Raw genomic sequence first — 23,211 nt, 5'->3', positions numbered from 1 at the left:
ATGGGGAGATCCGGACCGACGCGATGGCGACTACTGATCGCCGCCGGTGTCGTGCTCGCCGCCGCGGCCGTCGTCGCACCCGTGCGGTGGAGTGTTTCGGCGCACGCGACATCCTCGACCGGCAGCACCTACGTGCCGGCGGCCGCGCCCGCGCGCGTGCTCGACACGCGAGCCGCGGGGCAGACGCGTCTGCCGGTGGACGGAACGCTGACGCTGCAAGTCCCTGGTGTTCCTGTCGGAGCCACGGCGGTCGTGCTCAACGTGACGGCCGTAGCCCCGACAGCAGGCGGCTTCCTGACCGTCTATCCCCACGGCACCTCGCGCCCGTCTACGTCCAATGTGGACTTCTCGCCGAATCAGACGACCGCGAACCTGGTGATGGTTCCCGCCGCCAACGGCTCGGTCGACATCTTCAGCGCGCACAGCTCGACCGACGTCGTGGTCGACTTCGAGGGCTACTACGAGCCGGCCACCGGCAGCAGCGACACGTTCACCCCGCTTCAGACCCCCGGCCGGATCCTGGACACCCGTTCCGGGCTCGGCATCCCAGGGGCGAAGGGGCCGCTGGGGCCGAACTCCCAGTTGGTGCTCCAGGTCAGCAGCCCGTCGGCGGGGATCCCGGACAATGCCGCCGCCGTCGTGCTCAATCTGACGGCGACCGGCCCGACGGACGCGAGCTACCTGACCGCGTACGCGACCGGAACCACCAGACCGGCCACCTCGAACGTCAACTTCGGCCCCGGGCAGAGCGTCGCCAACCTGACCGTCGTGCCGGTCAGCCACGGGCAGATCACCATCTGGAACAACGTCGGCACCACCGACGTGGTGGCCGACATCTTCGGCTACTACACCCAAGGCGCCGGCAGCACGTTCACCACGGTGACCCCGATGCGAGTCCTCAACACCTTGGACGGCACCGGAACCAACGGTGTTGCCCCATTGGGCGAGAGCACCGTCAACGTGCCGGTCGCCAGTGTCCTCGGCGCTCCGCCCAACATCACCGCGGTGCTGCTGCACGTCGCCGTGGTCAACCCGACGGCCGACAGCTTCCTGACGATCTACCCGAGCGGCCCGGCGCAGCCTGACACCTCGAACATCAACTTCTCCCCGGGGCAGATCATCTCCAACTCGGCGATCGTGCCGGTCGGCAGCGACGGGAAGATCACCTTCTGGAACCACCACGGAGCGGTGGACATCGTCGCCGACGTCTCCGGGTACTTCACCGCGCCGCCCTCGTCGTAGCCGGTCCGTTTTGTGTCACTTGTGTTGTTGGGGAATATCGCGGGTTCGTTCGGGCGGGGGTGACTCGTCCTGTCGGCGTAGGTCGCCGGGTGCATCAGCGCCCGAATAGTCGCTGTGTGCGACCGGGCGTGTGAGATTAGCGTTCAGTTTGCCGTCTCGGGTTGGCCGGGAGCGGGGGAGGGGGCTGTCCTGTGTGGACCGCCTCGGCATAGGGGGGTCGTGCAGTGCACGGGTTTCGTGCTGCTGTCAGACGTAGACCGATGCGTCACCTGCTGGTCGTCATCGCCGCTGTGGCCGGGTTGATCGCCGGCACCCTCGTGGACGTGCCACCACCGGCCCTGGCGACGACGTCGTCGTTCACGGCGCCTTCGGTGCCCAAGGACCAATCCGTCCCAGTCCACCCGGTCGCCAGCCACTACACGCCGCCGAAGGCGATGCCGGCCTGGCAGCCCAGCAAAGTCACCTGGCCCTCGGGCACCTCCGACGTGACACTCGGCGCCGCCGCAGCGAAATCCGCGGTCGCCGCCGGGGGCTCGCTGCCGGTGTCCTTCGGCCCGGCGAAGGCCGGCGCCGCATCGGCCCAAGCCGCCACGGCGCCCGTCACCGCGCACGTCGCGGTGAAGCCCGCGCCGGCGGGAACCACCGGCCTGATGGTGTCCGTGCAACGGACCGACCACGCGCCCGAGGCCGTCACGACCAACGTGGCCGTGAACTACAACCAGTTCCGGGACGCGGTCGGCGCGGACTGGGCGAGCCGTCTGATGCTCGTGCAGCTGCCCGACTGCGCGCTCACCACGCCCGAGCTGCCGCAGTGCCGCACGCAGACCCCGCTGGCCTCCACCAACAACGTGAAGACCACAACGGTGTCGGCCGAGGTCACCATGCCCAACGCGGGCAAGCCGATGGTGGTGGAGGCCGTGGCCGCGGCCAGCGGCGGCGGCGGGGACTTCTCCGCGACCTCGCTCAAGCCCTCAGGCTCCTGGCAGGCCGGCGGCGCCTCAGACGCGTTCTCGTGGTCGTACCAGATGCAGACTCCCGCCGTTCCGGGCGGCCTGGTGCCGAAGCTGGGCCTGAGCTACAACTCGCAAGCGGTGGACGGACTCAGCTCGTCCACCAACAATCAGGCGTCGTGGATCGGCGACGGCTGGTCCTACGAGCCCGGGTTCGTCGAGCGGTCCTACCAGTCGTGCCACCAGAATCCCAAGGGCACGACCCAGACCTGGGACGAGTGCTGGTCGCCGAACACCACGCTGACGCTCTCCCTGGGCGGGCAGACCACGACCCTCGTCCCCGACAACACCCAGAAGGACGTGTACCACCCGCAGGGAGACTCGAACGAGCGCGTCACGCACGTCCCGGCACAAGGGGGCGCGGGCGAGCAGTGGATCGTGGCCACGGCGGACGGCACCGTCTACTACTTCGGCCTCAACAAGCTGCCCGGCTGGACCGCAGGCGACGCGACCAAGTATCCGACCACCAACTCGGTGCTGAGCGTGCCCGTCTACGCGACCGCCGCGGACCAACCCTGCTACAACGCGACGTTCGCCAACTCCTACTGCCTGCAGCCCTATCGGTGGAACCTGGACTACGTCGTCGACGCCCACTCCGACGCCCTGTCCTACTTCTACAGCATCGAAAAGGGCCACTACGCACGCAACCTGGGGACCAAGGCCGACACCGACTACGACCGCGCGAGCTCCCTCACCAAGATCCTCTACGGCCAACGTGACGGCCAGGTCTACTCCACCCAGCCCGCAGCCGAGGTCCTGTTCAACTCGACCGGCCGGTGCAAGCTGGCACAGTGCGCCGACCCGTCCAATCCGGACAACATCACCACCCAGGATTGGCCGGACACCCCCAAGGACCTGGACTGCAAGGCCAGCGCGGACTGCTCGTCCCAAGCGCCGACCTTCTACTCCACCTACATGCTGTCCTCGATCCAGACCCTGGCCCTGGTCGGCTCGACCGAGCAGCCGGTCGACCAGTGGACGCTGTCGCACAGCTTCCCCGTGACGAACTCCGACACGACACCGGCGCTGTGGCTCGACTCGATCAAACGCACCGGGCAGGACACCTCGAACAGCGGTTCCACCGCGGCCATCGACCTGCCGCTGATCACCTTCGTGGGCACAGGTCTGGCCAACCGGGTCAATGCCAATAATGATCGCCCGTCGATCACTCGGCAACGCCTGCAGAACATCGTGACCGAGACCGGCGAGAAGATCACGGTCAACTACAACACCAGCTGCGGCACACCACCGACTGATCCGGCGCACAACACGACCACCTGCTACCCGGCGTACTGGACACCGCCAGGCGCGACGGACCCGGTCATCGACTGGTTCGCCAAGTACACCGTGCACTCGGTCGACTCGGACGACTCGACCGGCGGTGGCACCAACCATCAGTCCACCACCACCTACATCCCGGTCGGGGATGCGGCCTGGCACTACGATGACAACCCGCTCACCCCGACCACGCCGGTCAACCAGCGCACTTGGAACCAGTGGCGTGGCTACCAGGGGATGATTGTCCAGACCGGCGGCGTCGTCGCGTCCGACCCGGTGATGAAGACGCAGTACACGTACTTCCAGGGCATGGACGGCGACATCCTGCCCAGCGACATCCCGACCGGCAAGGGAACTCGTCCCAGCCACGTCGCCGACTCTCGCGGCGACCCGGCGGTCACCGACTCCGACCAGTTCTCCGGCATGACCTACGAGACCCAGGTCTTCAACGGCTCCTCGGTCATCTCCGACACCGTCACCGACCCGTGGTCGTCCACACCGACCGCAACTCACGCGCTCACCGGACTTCCGGCACTGCAGGCCTTCCAGACCGGAACAGCGGACACCAAGGTCTATGTGCCGTTGGCCGACGGCACCGTACGTAAGACCGAGACCGACTACCACCACGACCAGTACGGCCGGGTCGACCAGTCCAACGATCACGGTGACCTGGCCACGACCAGCGACGACCTGTGCAGCACGACGACCTACACCGACAACACCTCGCCGAAGACCTTCATGCTCGACAAGGTGTCCGAGGTCAAAGTCCTCGCGATGAGCTGCGGAGCGCGGGACGCCACCCCCGCCGACACCGTCACTGACACTCGCACTTTCTACGACGGCGCAACCGATCTCGCGACACCGCCCACCGTCGGCGATGTGACCCAGGCTCAGCAGCAAGTCACCTACAACGGCGGCGTGCCGCAGTACAACACGACCACGACCACTGTGGACCAGTACGGGCGCACGCTGACCGTGACCGACGCCAACGGCAATGCGTCAAAGACCGCCTACACACCGACGACCGGCGCCGAGCCGACAGCGATCGTCGTGACCGACCCCAAGTCGCACACGACGAAGTCGACACTCGACCCGTTGCGGGATCTGACACTGAGCGCGACCGACCCCGCGGGATATGTCACCAGCGCAACCTACGACGCGCTCGGCCGCCGGCTGGCCGTGAACAAGCCGGGAATCACCGCCGCCGTCAAGTACTCGTACACGGTGGCCAACAACGCGCCGTCGGTCGTCACCACGCAGACGAAGAACGACAACGGCAGCTACCGCACGTCGGAAACCCTCTACGACTCGAAACTACGGGCCCGCGAGACGCAGACACAGACACCGGACAACGGCCGTGTGGTCACCGAGACGTTCTACAACACCAACGGGCTGGTGTCGGAGACCGACGACCCGTACTTCAACTCGGACCCGGTCTCTGCGACCTTCGTGCAGGCGCCGTCGGACAAGGTGCCCTCGGCGACCGGAATCTCCTATGACGGCGCCGGCCGCAAGACCGCCAGTGTCGCCAACCACTTCGCCGTCCAGACCTGGCAGACGACATACGCATACGGCGGCAACACCATGACCACAATGCCGCCCACCGGCACCGCCGCCACGACCGCGTTCACCGATGCGCGGGGCAACACCACCGACGTGTACCGGTACCACGCTGGAGCCACCCCGGATCCGCTCACGGCCGCGCCGTCGGACTACGACCACACCCGGTACACCTTCTACCCCAGCGGGAAACAAGCCAGCATCGTCGACCCCGCAGGCAACACCTGGTCCTATGAGTACGACCTGGCCGGCCACCAGACCGTCATCCACGACCCTGATGCCGGCACCACTGTGGACACATACGACCCCGTCGGACAGCTCACGACGACCACAGACGCGCGTGGCAAGCAAACCACGATGCAGTACGACGAAGACGGCCGTAAGACGAACACGTACGACACCACCGGCGGCGTGGCGCCGTCACCGTCGAACACGATCGCGTCGTGGACGTATGACAAGCCCAAGATCGGCTACCCGACATCGGCGACGTCGTACTCGGGCGGCGACGTCTACAGCACCGCGGTCAGCGACTACAACCAGTACGGCAAGCCCACCGCGGTGACGGCCAAGCTGACCGGCGAGGGAACCACGATCATTCCCGCGGCAGGCCTGATGACCTCGTGGGGATACACAGCCACCGGCAACCTGAACAACATCAACGAGCCGACCACGCCCGGCCTGCTGAACGAGATGGTGTCCTACCACTACGACGCCTTCGGCGAGCCGACCGGCCTGGATTCCAGCGGCGGGTATTCGTCCATCTACGTCAAGGCCGTCGGCTACTCCGAACTGGGCCAGCCGAAGCAGTACACCTTGCCCACCAACGGCGGGCAGATTCAGGTCAACCTGGGCTACGACTCGCAGACCCAGGCGCTCAACGAGGTGCAGACCTTCGCCTCGAAGACCTCGTCCGCCCCCGTCGACGACCTCACCTACAGCTTCTCCAACAGCACGGTGTCGCAGGGCGCGGGCCTCGTCGTCGGCACCACCGACAAGCAGAACGGCGGCACGGTCACCGATCAGCAGTGCTTCGCCTACGACTACGCCAGCCGCCTTTCCGCCGCCTGGACCTCGCTCGACAGCTGCGCGTCGACCCCGAAACCCGGCGCCTCCTCGACGGTCGGAGGCACCAGCCCGTACTGGCAGTCGTGGACCTACGATGCGGCCGGCAACCGCGCCACCCAGGTTGACCACGACACGTCCGGCAACACCTCGGCCGACACCACCACGACCTACAACTACCCCACGGCCGGCAGCCCCCAGTCGCACACCCTGACCAACACCACCGCGACAGGGCCCAAGGCCTCCACCCAGACCGCGTCCTACACCTATGACGCGGCCGGCAACACTCAGCAGATCACGGGTGGCGCGACGGGCGATCAGTCGCTGACATGGACCAACCAGGGCAAACTCGCGACCGACACCACCAGCACCGGCGGCAGCTCGTACGTGTACGACGCCGACGGCAACCTCGTTGTGCGCCGAGACCCCGGCCAGACCACCCTGTTCATCGGTGACCAGCAGATCGTGCTCAACAAAGCCACGAACACCGTCACCACAACGCGCTACTACAAGATCAACGGCCAGACCGTCGCCTGCCGCACCGGTGACGAGAACCCGCAATACCTTGTTCCCGACCGCCAGGGCACCGACCAACTAGCCTTCGACTCTGGTTCTCAGGCCCTCACGAAGCGCCAGTTCCTGCCTTTCGGTCAGACCCGTGACTCCGCCCCCAGCCTGTGGCCCAGTGGACTGGGGTATGTCGGCGGCCTGCCCGATCCCACTACGCAGCTGGAGAACCTCGGCGCCCGCGAGTACAACCCAGCCAACGGCCGCTTCCTCTCAGTCGACCCCGTGCTGGAGGCCGGCGACCAGAATCAGTTGAACGGCTACGACTACGCAGGCAACAACCCCGTCACCGGCAGCGACCCGTCCGGATTGATGTCCGACCCGTCCGGTCCCGCATGTGGCACGCCCGGAGGCGTCGCCTGTTGGAATCCTTGGGGAGACGGAGGAGCAGGTGGTGGAGGCGGTGGTGCCGATTCCAGTGGAGACGATCCTCCGAGCGGAAATAGCTGCTCTAAAACTTGCGGCGAATCTCCAGATAAGGTTCGGCAGGGTAAAGCCCGTGCCGCAATAATTGAGAGGAGCAAGCCTTTTTGGACCCAGGTCAAGGACACCTTGTACGTCCCGGCGCTCCTTCTTGGTATTGTTGATGCGAAGAACTGCGTTTTGCATGGCGATGTTGCCGGCTGCCTCTGGACGTTGGCGAGCATCATTCCGCTATTGAGGCCTCTAAGGGCTCTTGATGCTCTTGTGAACGCGGCGAGGGTGGCTGCAGAGGCGGACAAGATTGCTCAGGCTGCCACTGCTGCTGCCAAGGCGGCCCAAGCTGCCGACGATGCGGCGAAGGCTGCTCAGGCTGCGACCGATGCTGCCGCCGATTCCAGCAAGGCTGCTGAAGGTGCTGGAGATTCCGGCAAAGCGGCTCAAGATGCTGCCGGCTCTTGTTTGGCAAATAGCTTTGCCGGTGACACCCCCGTTCTAATGGCTAATGGAAGCGTCAAGCCGATTCGAGATGTCAAGGTGGGCGACGAAGTTGCCAACGCCGCTCCGGGGGATTCTGTTACTCAGCGGCACGTTGTAACGGCGGTTCACGTCACCGACACTGACACCGACTTTGTAAGTTTGTCTGTCACTTCACCTGATGGACACAAAGCTATTATGGTAACGGCACATCATCTGTTCTGGAATGCAACGGCTCATATCTGGACGGAGGCGGCAGATCTCAAGGTTGGCGATCGCTTGGAAGGAATCGGGGTTGCACAGGTAGTGGTAAGTGGCAGCTGGCGGTTTACCAGTAGTGTTCGCACGTACAACCTTTCTATCGACGCGCTCCATTCGTATTATGTCGTTGTTGGCGACGCTCCGGTGCTTGTTCATAATGATGGTCAGTCTGACCCAAGCGTCTTTAGTAACTTGTATCCAGAGGATACGGGTGGGTGGACGAGAGTAATCAATATCGGCAATGCGCTCGTTAGAACCGGAAACTATCAGTATGTAGTTTTGACCGACGGAACCCTGCTGTTGGGTAAGGGGGACGGTCATATTGCGCTGACAAAAGGCGCCGATGTCTCCGCGGCTGGCGAGGTGCGCATCAAGAGTGGTAGGATAAGGGAGATTAACAATCTTTCGGGTCACTATAAGCCTTACGGGTCGAATGCAGAAGCCTCCGCGGTAGATGCTTTTAATAAGGCCGGTTTCGATGCGACAGGAAAGTATGTTGAACATAAATTCCCCGAACCGCGCTGTTGATGACGACTGTGCGAGGGTCTTTGGCAAGATTGACTTCCTTTTGAAGGTTCAAGAAATTGCCGACGGAGTGGATCAGATTGAGCCGCTTTTGGAGGATTTGGTTGATTCAATCCTCAGGGCTTCAAATTGTAAGGTTCGTGTAGAATTTAAGTTTCAAACACTGGTTCGAGACCTAAATGTTATGAGCCTGGAGATCTTGCAGTACTGTATGTACAAGCTGCGCTGGCAGTCGATTCGCGATATGGCTGAAGATCTTCTGATGAAGGAAGCTGGGATAAATCGCCGGAGGCTGCTCGAGCGCCTTGTTGAGTCTTTTGGTGATGATTGGCCTGAGCGTGAATTGTATAGGCGTTACGATGGTGATTGACTTTGTGGGCAGGGTAATCTTTGTTGGCGTGAAGGTGAAGTTCGCCATAACGACAGGTTGGACTATTGTGGTTATGCGGCATAATAGTCTGGGAGCGTTATTCACGAAGGGTTACCAACCAAGTCGGTAGAACTCAAGCGCTACAACGATCTGGAGCGCAGCTGGAAGCTCGGCGAGACGGCCTCGATGCCCGGTGGCGAGGATCTTCCAGTTCTTGAGATGTCCAATGCATCGCTCGACGGCGGATCGTATCGAGGAGACTGTCTTGTTGTTGGCCTTGTTGCCGACGGAGAGTTCGCCGCCACGTGGATTTTTCGTGGGCGTGATCGCATGAGTTCCTTGATAGGCCATGAGTTCCTTGATAAGCCGGGTCGGCGATGACCGGAGTGTCGACCAGGACCTCCTCCCATCCGCACTCGGTGAACGCATTGCGGTCGTGCATGGAGCCCGGCAAGGGAATCGACACTCCCCGCAGGCCGCCGGAGGTGTCCGCGGCGACCTGGATGTTCAGCCCAGCGCGGTGCCGCTTGCCAGAGTAGTTGTCGTCATGACCAGCGCGGTTGCCAGTCGGGACGTCGGTGCCGTCGACCAGGACGATGCGGCCGCGAATGGCGTCCTTGAGGTCGGGAACGTGAAGGCAGAGAGCTTCCCCGATAAGGGGCAGGATGCCACGGTAGACTCTGGAGACAGTTGGTTGGCTGAGTCCGAACAGGTCGCCGATGGCGGCCTGGTTCAAGTTCTGACGGACGTACACGAGTGTGAGCACGACCGCGCGATACAGTCCCACGATCGGAGGCCACAGTTGCCCCTCGCGACACTGGGCAATCTGCCAGATGCGCGTGACGAGCTCCTCAATCTGGTCAGCGGCAAGCCCTGTAGTAGACTGGTAGCGCAACGGTTCCGCCTGTAAGTCGTGTTCTGTAGGAGGAAAACGATCTTACTCGGGCGGAGCCGTTGTCCTATTTCTGGGTGATCAAGTCGTCAGAATAACGTTCCCTGACCTGGGAGGTCCTGCAGAAGTGATGGAGAAGGCCGTCAGGGATTTCGAAGATTTCTGGTGGGAGACGTTTGGGAAGCCGAACAAATGACAGTCGAACGTAGTCGGTACGATCAGTGGTATGACGTCTTTAGTGTGGCGTATGAGAACCCTGCCTTGGTATCGTCGCTAAACTGTCCAAACTGTGGGTCGCGGGCGCTGAATCTCGTTTTTCGGGGCAATTTTAGCGACGATGTGCGGGCGATTGCAATATTCTGGTGCGGATCATGCATGGTCGGGTTGGCGTCAAATATGACACCTGTGCCGGATGGTGCCGAGGTTACGGTTTCGGACGCCGTGGTAGCGCCCAACTTCAGGATTGTCAAGCGAGGTGTCGGTTAAATTAAACCGTTGACTTTTCGGTTTTGATGATCGGTAATGGCTGGGGAAGTGTGGGCTGTTCTCGCTGGCTGGCCACTGCGATTGGTCGCCTTGTGGTGGCAGTGAAGGCCGTGCCGTGAGGCCTGACGGCCAACATCTGCCGCATCGTTACCTACAGCTTCTCCAACACCACGGTGTCCCAGGGCGCGCGCCCCGTCGTCGGCACCACCGACAAGCAGAAACGTACGTGTGTTGATGGGAATCTGGTGATATTGGTGGAGGTTTTCACTTGGCGGCCAGTCTGGTCGCTGTGTGTCACTATGTGGGTGCCGAAAAAACGACAAAGGTTGGGCGGCGTTCGTGGCGGCCATGGCGGACGAGGAGAATAGGTAGTGTCGACCGAAGCCGGTAATATTCCAGTGCTTAGTATAGGTATTGTCGTTGACGGCACGGCCTCGGGAAATGCTTGGGACAAGGCTGCAATAGCTCTAACGGGTAAGGTTCGTGAAGTTTTGGGTGATGACGAGTCGCCTTTGAGGCTGAATGTGGTTTTTCATATAGCGGGCGACTGGGTTGCGCCCAAATTTGTGGGTGTGCGAACGGGAAGTTACTCTAGCGTCGAAGCACTCTTGGTGGTACAGGCTGCCGTACCGAAAGAGGTGAGCGCGGATCTGAATCGTGACCTTTTTAAACTGCTCGAGATGTCGGTTGACCGTGCAGAATCGTACGCAAAGAGGAAGAAGATTTCAGGGTCCCTCCCTGGGTTGCGAAACGTGGTCGACCGTTTGCGCGGGGAATGGATGTAGCTGACCGATTATGCGCGTGGAAGGTGGACCGCTAACCGTAGTCGAACCGAAGCTCGACTACGGTGGCCAGCGCGGCGGGGCTGTCTGTGCCGATCTTGGTGATGGTAGCGACGCTATTGGTCTAACATGCCGTCGATATTTCGTCGCGACCAAGCGGTGTGGCCAAGGGTTCAAGTTCTATGCGTCTTGTTTGTTCTGTCGAGCCAAGGCCTGTCGCAGGGCGGTGATGCTTGGTTCGCGGCTGATGTCCTCCAAGTCGAGACCCTCGATGTGGATGAGCGCCCTGGTGGCGGTGTCGGGGTTGGTCGTGTTGAGACGGGCGATCTCGTTGAAGCAACTGGAGAAGGTGACGTGCATCCGCTCCGCGAGTTCGGGTGGATCGCTGATCTCGGGGCCGCTGGCGAACGGCGGTGTGGCGACGATGATCGCCGGTGAGCCGTCGCCGCGGGTGTTGGTCAGGATCTGGGATCGGCCTATCTCGGGGGTGCCGCCGTACCGGTCGTGCGCGAGGTAGAACGTCACGATCTGGGCGTCGCAGTCGTGGGATACCGCAGATCCGGCGCCGAGCCGGAAGTCCAGGCCCGGCAGGTCCCCCAGCACGCGCCGCCAGTCGTCCAATGTGGACTGTGCTACGGAGGCGAGGACGTACTGCACCGCGGTCACTCCTCATCGTTTGTGCGGTAGCGGCGAGTAGGGAGGTATGCGTGGCCGCCCGAGGTGCGGCAACACGAGCTGGGCAGGGCGACACCGCCCAGACCGCCCTTGACGTCGGCGATGTGGGGCAGCACGGCGTCGTCCGGGATCAGATCCTTCTTCACCGTGGTGCGCACGATGGTGTATGGCCCCTCGTCCGGCCAGTTCCGGTATGCCTCCCGGCCGTAGGCCGCGGTGCCTTCTGCGTTGTAGGAGAAGTACTTGGCCTCGATGCCCGGCGGGTTGGTGAATCCGCGCTTGCTGTGGATGTCGCCGAGGTCCTGTTCCTTCACCGCGCGGTACAGGGTGATCTCGTCGTCGTTGACCTTCCTGCCGTTGCAGTCCCGTCCGAGCAACCCGAGCGGGTCCAGCCAGCTGAGCGGGGTGGGGACGTAGCCGTGCGGCCGGAGGCCGCCGTAGAGGCCGAGCGGGTCGGGAGTCGCGTACTCTCCGCCGGCGGAGTCGTGGTAGCGACCCCGGAAGGTTCATCCGGAAAGGACATTGGGCCCTGTGCCGACGCGGTTGCTCGAGAACGTGCCACCACCTGTGAGAACGGGCAGCGATCCGCGAACTACCCGCGGACGTCGCAGCCAGTACCGAAAACTAGCCCTGGACACCGCAAGGTTCGACTGAACAGGACACGAATCCGCAGACTAGACTTGAACGGCGAGGCCGGTGAACGTTCGGATCTACTTTGCGGGTCGCAGTTCAACGCCTACTCGACCCGCAAGGTTCGCGCGGACAGGACACGGACGAACCTGGTCAACTGACAGGGGTGAGTAGGTGTGGGCCGTTGTTGCGGACGCTGTTGACGGCCGTGGACACCTCGTAGGGTTCGAGGTGTGGTTCGGGCAGGCTGTTGATCAGGGTTTGGACGTCGTCGGGGTCGTCGAGGGTCGGGTCGAGCCAGGCGTCGAGGAGGTCTCCGGGCGGGATGACCAGCGGGCTGCGGTCGTGGATGTGGCCGGTGGTGTCGGTCGCGGTGGTGGTGATGACGGTGCAGGTCCACAGCCACCGGTTCGGCTTGTCCTCGGGCTGGTCTGGGTCTGGGCGCAGTTCGTAGAGGCCGGCCATGGCCAGCGGTTGGTCGTCGGCGGCGTGTAGGAAGAATGGGACCTTCTTGTTGTCGATCGTCATCCACTCGTAGTAGCCGTCGGCGGGGATGACGCAGCGTCGGCGTTTGGCGGCGGCTTTGAAGGCCGGCTTGGCCAGCAGGGTCTCCACCCGGGCGTTGATCATCTTGCTACCGATTTTGGTGTCCTTGGCCCACGAGGGGACCAGGCCCCAGCGCGCTGGCCGCAGCAGCCGCGCCGCGGGCGCCTCCGGCTCGTCTTTCGGGGCACGTTCCAGCACGGCGCGGACCTGCTGGGTCGGCGCGACGTTCCAGGACGGCTCCGGCTCTTCGCCGATGACCTCGGCCACGTGGAATGCCGCGGCGAGCTCGGCGTCGGTCTGGGTGCTGGCGTAACGACCGCACATATCCGGATTCTGCAACGGGTGGCCGGCCGCTGCGAGTCGACGCTGCCAGAACCCCGGGCACGCAAGGCCGTGCCGTGGCGCTCGGGCCGGGCCGATCTGGCTGACGCAGTGGGCGGCGTTGCGACCACTGCTGCCGGTCGGCATCGAGCCGGGTTGCCCTCGTCGAGGGCGTGTCCGCCCGAACATCCTGTTTAGCGTTGGCGGTGAGGACTTCGAGCTGCCGCCGGTCGCGCTGTGGCCGGGCGAGGCGTTGGAGCAGTTGGCGGCCGGTGCCTGCCAGTGGGATACCAGGTCCATCGTGGGCATCGCCGAGGTGGCCGACGATGTTGACCAGGCGATCGAGCACTCCCGCCGCGCCATCGAGACCTGGCGACGCGTGGGAGACCGCCGCGGTGAAGGCATCGCGCTGGACAACATCGCCGAGTGCTACCGCAAGGCGGGCGACTACCAGAACGCCAGGACGTACTACGTCCTCGGGATCGAGGTGTTCCGGGAAATCGACGACCTGTGGGGAGAGGGAGTCGGCTTGGCCGGCCTGGGAAGGGTGCAGCAGCATCTGGGTGACCTCGCCGACGCGGTGGCGACCTTGGAAGCCTCCCTCGACGTCCGTCGGCGGATCGGCGACAAGTGGGGCCAGAGCGACAGCCTGCACTGTCTGGGGCTGGTCCTGCAGGACTGCGGTCGAACCGCCGAGGCGCGGATGGCTTGGACACGTGCCCTGGTCATCTGCGAGGAGGTCGCCGACCCGCTTGCGGAGGAGATCCGGGCTCTTCTCGTGGCGGCGGAACGGTAGTGGGTGATGCAGCCTGTCCACCGCCGAGGACCAGTTTGGGCAGTGTGCCCGATCCCAATTGTTCGTGCCGGTTCCGCTGCCGCCGTGGAGCCTGGTCATCTCGTGCTCGTTCTGCGGCACCACCAACCGCGCCGCCGTCGGCGCGGTTGGTGAACTTCATTGCTGCCTGCCGCACATGGTGCGGGTTGGGCTGGTCGGGACCGCCCTCCAGCTCAAGCGGATCGTCGGCGACGGGGCCGGCGGCCGTCTGGTCATCGAGTGGAAAGGCAGCTGGCAGCTGCAAGTCCGGTTTGGTCCCAGTCAACCGAGGAAACGTCAGTCAGCCACGGGCCTGTGTCCACAGTGCTTCGAACGTGTCGCGGCTGATCTCCTCGGCGGAGAACTCGTCCTGCTCGTTGATCTCCGCGATCGGTGGGACGGGGATCTCGCCGACTCCGGTGTGGGCGGTCTCGTGGTGCTCGTCGGCCCACTCCAGGTGGCCGTCGGGGAAGAGGTTGACTTTGCGGGTCTCGTAGCCGTCGTCGCCGACCTCGCTGTAGAGCGTGACCGGCTCGTCCGGGAACTCGTGGTGCCACTCGACCTTCAAGTACCAGACCATCAGCTCTGTCCTGTGCGTACGATGCGGCCCGCGATGTTGAGCGGCTTGCTGCCTGGAATGTAGAACACGTTGGGCCGGCCCTTCACCTGGTAGACGTCCAGCCCGGTCACGTCGACCTCGACGAAGTGGGTGAACTTGTGCCCCGCGTACGGCACGCGAAGGAACGCCGCCGACAGCTGCCCCCTGGTCTTCGTGCCCGGCACGATGTCGGACAGGTACTGGCCGTCGCCGTAGCGGGCGTCCTTCGGGTTGTGCTCCTTGGTCGAGGCCCACAGCTCCTGGCTGTCCAGGATGCCCTGCAGGCCTTTCTCGTTGGTGTAGTGGTAAAGCGTGCGGCGCGGCGGGTCCGGACGTTGGAGCTTGTCGTTGGTGTCGCAGGACTGCAACCCGAACGGGTCGCTCCACGCGGTCGGGTTGGGGACGTAGCTGTGCGGGTTCGGTCCGCCGTGCAGGCCGATCGGGTCGGGGCTGGTGTAGGTGGCCGTGGTGGGGTCGTAGTGGCGGAAGTAGTTGTAGTTCTGCCCCATCTCCGCGTCGTGGTACTGCCCGGGGAACCTCAGCGGGCAGTAGGCGCGTTGCGGTGGGGCAGGCATCGGCGCGCCCCAGTGGGTGGTGGTCTGCCGCCACGCGAGCTCACCGGTGGGGTCGACGAGTTCGGTCGGTGTCCCGATCAGGTCGCTGACGATCGCGTAGAACTGGGCGTCGATCCATTCCTGCGGTGCGCTGGCCGTAGGCAGACGTTCGGTCTGGGCGAGCGGCGTGACGGTGCCCGGCCGGTAGTCCCAGCTGGTCACCCGGCCCTGAGCGTCGGCTTGCTCGGCCAGGGTCAGGCCATCCCAGGTGAACAACGTCTGCTCGACGACCTGCCCGTCAGCACCGAGCCGCTGTTTGCTGACGCGGCGCCCGAGAGCGTCGTAGCTGTAGTGCCAGGCGGTCTGGTCCGGGTCAGTGACGGCGACCAGGCGGTCTTGGCTGTCCCAGGTGTAGCGCCAGGTGCGGGGCTTGCCGGACAGCGTGCGGGAGTGCCGGGCGATCAGCCGGCCGTGCGCGTCGTGCTCGTAGCGGATGCCGCCGGTGCTGCGCAGCTGGGTGCCGGAGTGCTGCCGGGTGCCGGCGGCGTCGGTGTCGGCGGTCGGGGGCAGCGGGCTGGCGGTGATGTTCCCGCTGGGGTCGTAGCTGTACCGTTCCTGGTGCTGGGGAGCGTGGACGGTGGTGGCGCGGCCCAGCGCGTCGAGGTCGTAGGTCCGCACGCCGGCGAGCTGGTCGATGATGTGGGTGACGGCGCTGTCGGCGCGGTAGGTGTAGGCGCGGCGTTGCAGTAGCCGCCGTTGGCCGCCGGCACCGGGGGCGGTGAGGGCCTGGGTGTGTAGGCGGTGATTGACGTCCCAGGTCTGGCTCAACAGCACGGCGCCGACGCGGCGGGCGGTCTCGCGGCCGGCGAGGTCGTGTTCGAGCAGCATTGCCTGGCCGGCGGTGTGCAAGGCGGTGGGGTTGCCCGCGGGGTCGTAGACCCAGCGGGAGATCGCGCCACTGGGGGTGGCCCGGTGGGTGCGGTGGCCGAGGATGTCGTAGCCGCTGGTGACCGTGCGGCCGTTGCACGTCTCGGCGAGGACCCGGCCCAGGACATCGCGTTGCAGGATCAGATCGGTGGTGGCGTTGGTGGCGCGCACCAGCCGGTCGGCCGGGTCGAAGACGAAGGTGCTGACCTCCTCTGCGGTCTGGCATCGCACCATGCGGCCGAGCGGGTCGTAAGTCAGGACGGTGGTCTGGTCGAGGCTGTTGCTGCGGGAAGTCAGCTGCCCAGCGGCGTCGCGGGTGTAGCGCAGGGTCGCGCCGTTGAAGTCGGTCTGCCCGATGAGGTTGCCCGCGGCGTCGTAGTCGTAGCGCCAGACCAGCCCGGACGGATCGGCGACCGTGGTCAGGCGGAGTTCGGTGTCGTAGCCGAAAAGCGTGCGGGCGCCGGTTGGGTCGACACGGGCCACGGGGCGGTCGAAAGGCCCGTACGTGGTGCGGGTGATCGCCCCGTGCGGGGCGTGGTGTTCGACCGGGTTGCCCTCGCCGTCATAAATCCACCGGTCGGTGGCGCCGTCGGGCAAGATGCGGGCCGTGAGATGTCCGTCGAGCGCCCAGGACAGACGAGTGACGCCGCCTGCGGGGTCGTGGATGGCGGTGATCCGGCCCCATGGGTTGCGGTCGTAGCGGGTCGTCGCTCCGGCGGGATCGGTGACAGTGTTGGGAAGTCCGGCGTCGGTGCAGGTGTAGCGGGTGACCGCGCCGGCCGGGTCGGTGATCGTCGCCAGCCGGTGCCGGTCGTCGTAGCCGAACCGCGTCGTGGCGCCGGCCGGGTCGGTCGCGGCCAGCAGCGCGCCCTGGGGAGAGTAGGTGCGCCGCCAGGTCGCCCCGTCCGGGTCGACCATGACGACCGGGAGACGGAGATCGTTGTACTCGACCAGATTCTGCGTGCCGTCGGGTCGGGTGACGCGGGTCAGGTCGCCGGCCTCGGTGTACTCGTAGCGGGTGGTGCGCCCGAGCGGGTCGGTGACGACGAGCAGCCGGTCGTAGCGGTCGAACTCCGCGCGGGTGGTCCCGCCCAGCGGATCGGTGATCTCGACGATCTGCAGGGCCTCGTTGAGCTGGTAGCGCGTGCTGTGGCCCAGCGAGTCGGTCGCGGTGGTGACGAGGTTTTCTCGGTCGTAGTCGAAGGTGTAGCTCAGGTGGCCGCCGTCCCCGTCGCCGCGGACGCAGCGCCCGGCCGCGTCGTAGCCGTAGCGGTAGGACACGCCGTTGCGGTCGGTCCAGCCGGTCAGCCGGCCCTCGGGGTCGTAGCGCAGAGCCAGTGTCTTACCGGAGCCGTTGGTCACCTCGACCAGTCGCCGCGCGTCGTCGTAGCCGAACCCGCGCACCGGCACGCCGGCGTCGTCGGCGTCGTGGACGAGCAGGGCGGTGATCAGCCCGTCCTGCGAACGGATCTGGATCCGGTAGCCGCCCGAGTGCCGGACCTCGAGGGGCACGCCTGCGCTGTCGTGGTCGATGTCGATGCGGTTGCCGAGCCGGTCGGTGACCGCGGTGAGCACGACCAGCCTGTCGATTTCCCCGAAGTGCAGGCGCTGCCCGGCGTCGCCGTCCTCGACCACGTAGTCATGGCCGTCGCGGCGCAGCGGCCAGCGCGGTCCCTCCACCGGCAGGACCGCGTCATCGTCTGGCGTCGGGTAGGACAGGAGCATGCCGTCCGCGGCCACGAACACGATGCCCTGCTCGTCGATGTCCAGCCGCTGGTCGAGCATGGAGGCCCAGCTCGGACCGAACAGCCGACCGACTCGGTAGGAGGAGATGTGCGTCCGGGTCAACTGCAGGGGCAGCGTGCCGGGCAGGTCCAGGTCGGTCTCGGTGAGCAGGACGTCGCCGGTGGCCATGTCGACCGGGTCGCCGCCGGTGCACTTCTTGCCGCCGGGAATCGCGTGCTGGCGCGGATTATCGCCGACCTGCGTGCGGGCAGGGGAGTGCCGTGACGTGCTGCCCCGTCCGCTGCCGACCGAGGTCGCGGTGCGACTGCCGCCGTGTGCTGTGCGGCCCGCCTCGGCGTCGGGGTGCAGGCGCTTGAGCAGTCCGGCGCCTTTGCCGTCGGCTTCCTCGTAGAGGTCGGCGGTGGTGCCCAGGCGCTTGCCGGCGCCCTCTACGACGCGGCCGCCCTCGCTGAACACCTTGCCGGTGATCTGCACGCCCTTGCCGAACGCCTTGGCCACCACAGCGCCGATGCCCGAGCGGTCGCCGCTGGCGTGGGAGACCAGGTTCTGGCCGGCCGTCTCCAGCTTCTGCCCGCCGTCGGCCAGCTTGCCGCCGAAGCCGCTGAGTTTGCCGCCCGACCGGCGTAAGTGGTCGGGATGAACATTGATCTTGCTCACCGGCGGGCCTCCAACCGAGTCGGGCGGATCAACGACTCACACACCCGAGTCAGGATGGTCACGGACCACGATCACCTGGTCCTTGGTCTTCTCGGCGTACCGGTGCCACGCCTCTCGGTGCGTGTCGGCGGCCTCGGTGTCGCCGCGGGTCGAGGCCAGCAGGCACTCGCCCATCAGGACGGTGGTCATCACGTGATCGACCAATGCCTGTCGGGACGCCTCGTCCGGTTGGATGTCCAGTTGGGACAGCATCAAGTCGTTGATCTTGTCCAACTGGCCTACCGTCTCGCGGGTGCTGGCGTGGACAGCGGCCCAGCCGGCCTGCTGGGTCTTCAGGTAGTCGATCCATTCCTGGCGCGTGGCCGGCGGCATCGCGTCCAATTCGGCGCGCGCCTCGTCGGTGAGGTCCAGCCCCTCGTACGGTGATTCTCCCTCGATCACTGGGACCGCCTCCCCACGCTGCCGCGACGTCTGGTGATGGTCAGGGTTGATAGTCCGGATCGCCGATCACCGGGGGCACGGTCTTCTCCCCGGTGCCCCAATGCTCGTCGGTGGGCTCCATGAACTTGTTCAGGTGCTCCTGATCTTCCTCGCCCTTGCCTTTGCCTCGACAGGCTGGCCCGCCCATGCCAGGGCTGCCGGCCGTGCCGGGCCGGCCCGCAGTGCCGGCCGTCGGCCGTCCGCCCGGTCCAGCTTCTTCCAGCGGGCCCGCTCCAGCACTTCCACCGCGTCCGGCGACGTTGCCTGTGCCACCGGCGCCGGCGCCACCGCGCGCGCCGAACCCCGACGATGAACCGCCGCGACCTCCGCTCGTGCTGCCGTACCCGTCGGGGCCTCCGCCACCACCAGGCGGGCCGTAGAACCCGATCGGGTTGATCGGCGGCGTGCCGACGGGCGGCCGGACCGGATCCGTCACCGGTAGGAAGCCGCCGGGCGGCCCAGGCGTCGGCGGCCCGCCGACCGGTACGTGCTGGATCGTCGTGGGCGGCAGCGTGTCGACCGGAGGAGCGTCGTGACCGAGCGGCGGGATCGGCTGCTGCCCACGGAAGTCCTGCGGCTGCAACGGATTGCTGCTGCCCCGCCCCACTGGGCCCGGCTGCTCCACCTTGTACGGAACAGGCCCACCCGGCTGCTGCGGCGGGGCGGCGTCGATGCCGTTGCTCTGCGGCACGGCCGGGTACGCCGACATCGTCGTGGTGGCGGTGGTCGAGTTGTTGTTGTAGTCGGCGTAGACCGCTGCGGCGGCGTCCGAGGCGTGCAGGGCCTGTTGTTCCTGTGCCTCAGCGTCGGTCTGGCCGCCGGTCAGGTGTGACCATCCCCGCGACAGCCAACTGTCGGTCGCGGTGACCTCGACCGGCGGGGGCATCTTGTTCTTCACGTCGGCGAAGTGGTCGGCCTGGCTCTGGGTGGACTGACCGATCGTGTGGGACACGTCCTTGGCGTTGAGCACGAACTGCGCCATCGGGGCCACGTCGCCGTGCATCGCGTCGGCCGCGGAGCCCTCCCACGTGGCGCTGGCCGTCCGCAGCCCGGAGGTGATCAGCTGGTGCGCGTCGTCGAACTGGCTGCTGATCTTGGACTGCCACCCGGCGACGGCGGTGGACAGGCTGCTGGGGCCGGTTCCGTTGTGCAGCTGCGTGTAGATCGTCTTGTGGTCGAACGCCGCGTGCGCGTCGCCGGGGACTTCCCGGTCAAACGGCCACATCCACCCTCACCTCTTCCCGAGTTTCCTACTGTCCAGCGGGGATGTTCTTCAGCGCGGCGCTGGCGACCTTCGGCGGGAACGCGCACGGGTTGCTGGCGTCCGGGTTGTCCTTCCCCGTGACCACTACCGTGAGGGACAGCTCCTGTGTGTCGGAGACACCGAGGAACATTCCGCAGGACAGCTTCTGCTTGTCGACCAGCACCGCCGGGTAGCTGTCGACCGTGGTCGGTTGGAAGAAGCTGTAGTTGTCCTTGGAGAGGTAGGTCTGCTCGATCCCCTTCCCCGTCTTGATGAGGGGCGCGAGGACGACCGTGACGTTGTTGTTCTCCCACATGCACGACGGGTCGCCGGTGGCTGTGGTGTCTGGCTTGGGCTGCGACCGTGGGGTGGCGCCGAGATCTGCCAGCTGCTGGGTTGTGAGCAGCTGGCACGGGGCGATTCCGTTGAGGGTCTTCGGGTTGCTGACCTTGGGCGCCGTGTTTCCCGACGGCGTGGTCGTCGAGCTCGTCGAGGACGCTGGTCCCGGTGTGCCCGGAGCTGTCGGGGAACAGCCGGACACCGCGAGCACGGACAGGCCGGCGGCGAGAGCGCCGATCCGACGAAGCTCAGATTTCACAATCACTTCCAGGTCCGGGTCGTCAGAGCGTGAACTTGATCTCGGCGCTGTTGTCCGCGACGTTGTATAGCTGCATGGTCTTGTCCGTCTGGGCGATCAGGTCGTCGCAGCGGGCGATGCAGTCGTTGAGGGTCTTGCCGAGGCATCCGTCGTCATCACCGGCCATGCGGCGGATGTCGTTGACAGCCTTCTTGCTGACCGCGTCCTCGGCCGGATAGCCGACGGTCCTGAGGATCTGGGAGTCGGCCAGCATCTGGACGAACTTCTCCTTGGTCTGCACCCAGACGGCCTTGACGGTGGGCAGCTGGTCCGGCGCGACCTTGAGAGTGCCTTGCGTGACACCGCCCTTGCCGTCGCCGACCCAGGTGGTCAGCGTCGCCATCTCGGTGCCGACCGCCGCGGCCTGGCCGACCTGGAATTCCTCAGGCATCCCCAGCATCCTCCCCAGGATCATCGACTCCGTCGTACCCGACCGCTCATCGTGCCACGCACCGCACACTCGCCGGCGCGAACGGCACCCGATGAGACGGTCACAACCGCCGTCTGGTTCCCGCCAGCAGCTCCTCCACGGCCCGCACCACGACGTTGAAGTCGGCCGGCGAGGCGACGGTGTATGCGGCTCGCGTGTAGAGCACGGACCGGCCTCGGTGGGTGTCGATCACTTGCACCACCCTGGGCGAGCGGTGCCGGCGGCCGGACGAGTCGCGGGCGGCGACGCCGATCTTGCCGTACCCGGTGCGGTCGCCGCCCAGCAGCGAGACGAGGTTGCGGGCGTCGTCGGAGCGCAGGCCTCGTGCCTGCAGGGCCGCAGTGAAGGCCTGGTCGGAGTCGTCGCCGCGCTCGGCGACGTCGCGGCCGGCAGCGTCCAACTCGGCGGTCGGCACACTCACCACCGAGCCCCGGGCCGGCGACAGATCGGGCAGCACGCCCACGAGCGCGGCGGTGACCTGGTCAGCATGAACAGTGTCGACCTGGACCTCGTCGTTGTCGAGGACCGCGCGCACCGCGTAGCCGCCGCGGGCGGCCACGCACGCGCGGATCTCCCGGCCCATGCCGGGGGAGAAGCGGAGGTCCAGCTCGACGGGGGCTTGCGTGAACAGGGCGAGGGCGCCGTAGAGGTCGTCGTCCAGGTCGCCGCGGCGGTCGATCATCCCGCGGGCGCGAAGCCGGTCCTCGGCCTCGTCAAGAGCCCGTTGCGGGTCGTCGGGCACGGTGGCGTGGTTGCGCCAGGTGAAGATCACCGGCAACGCCGGCAGGCGAGACCGCTGCCAGGCGACGCCCAGTTCGGCGTAGTCCAGCTCGACAACTGCCACGAGACCCCCGTCTCTCCTTCAGCACGCAGCCTGCCGACAGTAGCGGATCGGTCACGCACAGGAGGAGGAACTGGGGGAGACGGTGGTTAGTCGCGGGGTGGAACTGCGTCGAGCAGCGTCCACGCCGTGGGTCCCTGCCTGTGCGGGGACGACCTGCTCGGCCTTGCCACGATGGCCGCCATCTACGGAACAGCCCCGCCTGCGCGGGGACGACCCCTGAGAAGACCGGGAAGGGCGGCGGGAGCCGGGAACAGCCCCGCCTGCGCGGGGACGACTTTGGCCATCCATCCGACGGTGTCGACGAGGTCGGAACAGCCCCGCCTGCGCGGGGACGACACCAGGCCCTCGTCGCCGAGGGGCTTGACGACCGGAACAGCCCCGCCTGCGCGGGGACGACAAAGCTCTGATGCGATAAAACCAGTGCGCACCAGGAACAGCCCCGCCTGCGCGGGGACGACCAATGACGCCGGGCGACGTGCAGGGGAGGCATGGGAACAGCCCCGCCTGCGCGGGGACGACACTTGCTGAACTGCAGGTTTGCACCTTACGTGCCAGGCTTTCAACCGGTTTCGTCGAGCCTGTTTGCTGGCGGTGGCGGACCGGACCAGAACGACAACGATCAGCCGCGGGGCGGCAACCCGCCGAGGAGTGTCCAGGCCGCGCGGAGGTGGAGGACGAAGTCCCCGGCCTGCTCGGTGTCGAAGAGAACTTGGCAGGTGCGCTGGTCGGGCAAGGTCAAGGCCAGCTCACTGGGCCCGAGCTCCGTCGGATCCGACGTCAGCGTGTGGGGTCGGTCACCTGCGGGTCTGGCGTTGAGCAGCAGCCGCCCGTGTATCGGGTGCGAGCTGGATACGTAAGAAACCTCACCACCCAGCAGCGCGGTCAGCAACTCGAACAGGTCGTCGGCGGACAGGCTGACCGTGAAATCCGCGTGCCCGCCGAGAGCGACCGTGACGGTGTCCCGGTGCGCGGCGATCGTGGTTGCGGACAACGTCCTGGTGATGACGACGCCAGGCACGACCCGCGCGAACATCGGATCAGACACAGGGCCGGTCCTCTCCCGACGTATCCGCCGCTGATGAGATGGCCACGGCCGACACGAAGGCCGAGGCGCGGCCCTGCGGCAGCAGATCCTGGTCGTGGCTCATGGCGACACCACCTTCGGGTGCGGAGGCTT

General features: G+C 65.9%; 17 protein-coding genes, 1 pseudogene and 1 CRISPR repeat array. Of the genes and pseudogenes, 5 read left to right on the top strand and 13 right to left on the bottom strand.

Going from position 1 to position 23,211, the window contains the following annotated elements; all coding sequences use genetic code 11:
• The 3 genes from ACIG5F_RS45805 to ACIG5F_RS45795 all read left to right on the top strand — a co-directional run bounded on the left by ACIG5F_RS45805 (position 1) and on the right by ACIG5F_RS45795 (position 8,772).
• On the top strand, positions 1-1,242 hold the full coding sequence (locus ACIG5F_RS45805) for a hypothetical protein (protein WP_396526555.1): 1,242 nt from the start codon (positions 1-3) through the stop codon (positions 1,240-1,242).
• A gap of 260 nt (positions 1,243-1,502) precedes the next feature.
• A complete protein-coding gene (locus tag ACIG5F_RS45800; protein WP_396526554.1) occupies positions 1,503-8,405 on the top strand; it encodes an RHS repeat-associated core domain-containing protein in 6,903 nt (2,300 codons plus the stop codon).
• Positions 8,356-8,772: a hypothetical protein gene (locus tag ACIG5F_RS45795; RefSeq protein WP_396526553.1), complete on the top strand. Its 417-nt coding sequence runs from the start codon at positions 8,356-8,358 to the stop codon at positions 8,770-8,772. Before ACIG5F_RS45800 ends, ACIG5F_RS45795 begins: the two co-directional genes overlap by 50 nt.
• Positions 8,773-8,883: 111 nt before the next feature.
• Here ACIG5F_RS45795 and ACIG5F_RS45790 read toward each other — a convergent pair whose 3' ends face one another.
• Together ACIG5F_RS45790 and ACIG5F_RS45785 are read right to left on the bottom strand one after the other, a co-directional pair.
• On the bottom strand, positions 8,884-9,123 hold the full coding sequence (locus ACIG5F_RS45790; protein WP_396526568.1) for a transposase family protein: 240 nt from the start codon (positions 9,121-9,123) through the stop codon (positions 8,884-8,886).
• 52 nt (positions 9,124-9,175) lie between these two features.
• A pseudogene (locus ACIG5F_RS45785) lies at positions 9,176-9,526 on the bottom strand (transposase family protein); the annotation flags it as partial.
• A gap of 995 nt (positions 9,527-10,521) precedes the next feature.
• Between ACIG5F_RS45785 and ACIG5F_RS45780 the strand changes: the two are divergent.
• Positions 10,522-10,935, top strand: coding sequence for a hypothetical protein (locus tag ACIG5F_RS45780; protein ID WP_396526552.1), 414 nt, complete (start codon positions 10,522-10,524; stop codon positions 10,933-10,935).
• A gap of 177 nt (positions 10,936-11,112) precedes the next feature.
• Here the strand turns inward: ACIG5F_RS45780 and ACIG5F_RS45775 are convergent, their stop codons facing one another.
• The 3 genes from ACIG5F_RS45775 to ACIG5F_RS45765 form a co-directional block, all read right to left on the bottom strand.
• Positions 11,113-11,598, bottom strand: coding sequence for a hypothetical protein (locus tag ACIG5F_RS45775; RefSeq protein WP_396526551.1), 486 nt, complete (start codon positions 11,596-11,598; stop codon positions 11,113-11,115).
• Positions 11,595-11,984, bottom strand: coding sequence for a hypothetical protein (locus tag ACIG5F_RS45770; protein ID WP_396526550.1), 390 nt, complete (start codon positions 11,982-11,984; stop codon positions 11,595-11,597). Before ACIG5F_RS45770 ends, ACIG5F_RS45775 begins: the two co-directional genes overlap by 4 nt.
• 406 nt (positions 11,985-12,390) lie before the next feature.
• On the bottom strand, positions 12,391-13,107 hold the full coding sequence (locus tag ACIG5F_RS45765) for an SOS response-associated peptidase (RefSeq protein WP_396526549.1): 717 nt from the start codon (positions 13,105-13,107) through the stop codon (positions 12,391-12,393).
• A gap of 118 nt (positions 13,108-13,225) precedes the next feature.
• Between ACIG5F_RS45765 and ACIG5F_RS45760 the strand changes: the two genes are divergently transcribed.
• On the top strand, positions 13,226-13,900 hold the full coding sequence (locus tag ACIG5F_RS45760) for a tetratricopeptide repeat protein (protein ID WP_396526548.1): 675 nt from the start codon (positions 13,226-13,228) through the stop codon (positions 13,898-13,900).
• Between the two features lie 319 nt (positions 13,901-14,219).
• Here ACIG5F_RS45760 and ACIG5F_RS45755 read toward each other — a convergent pair whose 3' ends face one another.
• From ACIG5F_RS45755 to ACIG5F_RS45720, 8 genes are all read right to left on the bottom strand, one after another.
• Positions 14,220-14,498, bottom strand: a complete 279-nt coding sequence (locus ACIG5F_RS45755; RefSeq protein WP_396526547.1) for a DUF6881 domain-containing protein — start codon at positions 14,496-14,498, stop codon at positions 14,220-14,222.
• Positions 14,498-18,400 (bottom strand): HYD1 signature containing ADP-ribosyltransferase family protein, encoded by a 3,903-nt coding sequence (locus tag ACIG5F_RS45750; protein ID WP_396526546.1) that lies wholly within the window; start codon positions 18,398-18,400, stop codon positions 14,498-14,500. The genes ACIG5F_RS45755 and ACIG5F_RS45750 overlap by 1 nt, the downstream gene beginning before the upstream one ends.
• Positions 18,401-18,436: 36 nt before the next feature.
• Positions 18,437-18,841, bottom strand: a complete 405-nt coding sequence (locus ACIG5F_RS45745) for a hypothetical protein (RefSeq protein WP_396526545.1) — start codon at positions 18,839-18,841, stop codon at positions 18,437-18,439.
• 40 nt (positions 18,842-18,881) lie between these two features.
• Positions 18,882-20,105, bottom strand: a complete 1,224-nt coding sequence (locus tag ACIG5F_RS45740) for a WXG100 family type VII secretion target (RefSeq protein WP_396526544.1) — start codon at positions 20,103-20,105, stop codon at positions 18,882-18,884.
• Between the two features lie 25 nt (positions 20,106-20,130).
• Positions 20,131-20,721, bottom strand: a complete 591-nt coding sequence (locus tag ACIG5F_RS45735; protein ID WP_396526543.1) for a DUF3558 domain-containing protein — start codon at positions 20,719-20,721, stop codon at positions 20,131-20,133.
• Positions 20,722-20,743: 22 nt separating this feature from the next.
• Positions 20,744-21,151, bottom strand: coding sequence for a hypothetical protein (locus ACIG5F_RS45730; protein WP_396526542.1), 408 nt, complete (start codon positions 21,149-21,151; stop codon positions 20,744-20,746).
• 100 nt (positions 21,152-21,251) lie between these two features.
• Positions 21,252-22,034, bottom strand: coding sequence for an ESX secretion-associated protein EspG (locus ACIG5F_RS45725; RefSeq protein ID WP_396526541.1), 783 nt, complete (start codon positions 22,032-22,034; stop codon positions 21,252-21,254).
• A gap of 125 nt (positions 22,035-22,159) precedes the next feature.
• Positions 22,160-22,553: direct repeats of the CRISPR family, unit length 28 nt; unit sequence GGAACAGCCCCGCCTGCGCGGGGACGAC.
• A gap of 100 nt (positions 22,554-22,653) precedes the next feature.
• Positions 22,654-23,079 carry a hypothetical protein gene (locus ACIG5F_RS45720; protein ID WP_396526540.1) on the bottom strand — a complete coding sequence of 142 codons (426 nt, stop codon included), beginning with the start codon at positions 23,077-23,079 and terminating at the stop codon, positions 22,654-22,656.
• Positions 23,080-23,211 lie beyond the last annotated feature (132 nt).

The sequence above is a fragment of the Kutzneria sp. NPDC052558 genome (assembly GCF_044547355.1).
Classification (GTDB): Bacteria; Actinomycetota; Actinomycetes; order Mycobacteriales; family Pseudonocardiaceae; genus Kutzneria.
The sequence above is the reverse complement of the archived record's forward strand: the minus strand, read 5'-3'. Positions and strand labels throughout refer to the sequence as shown.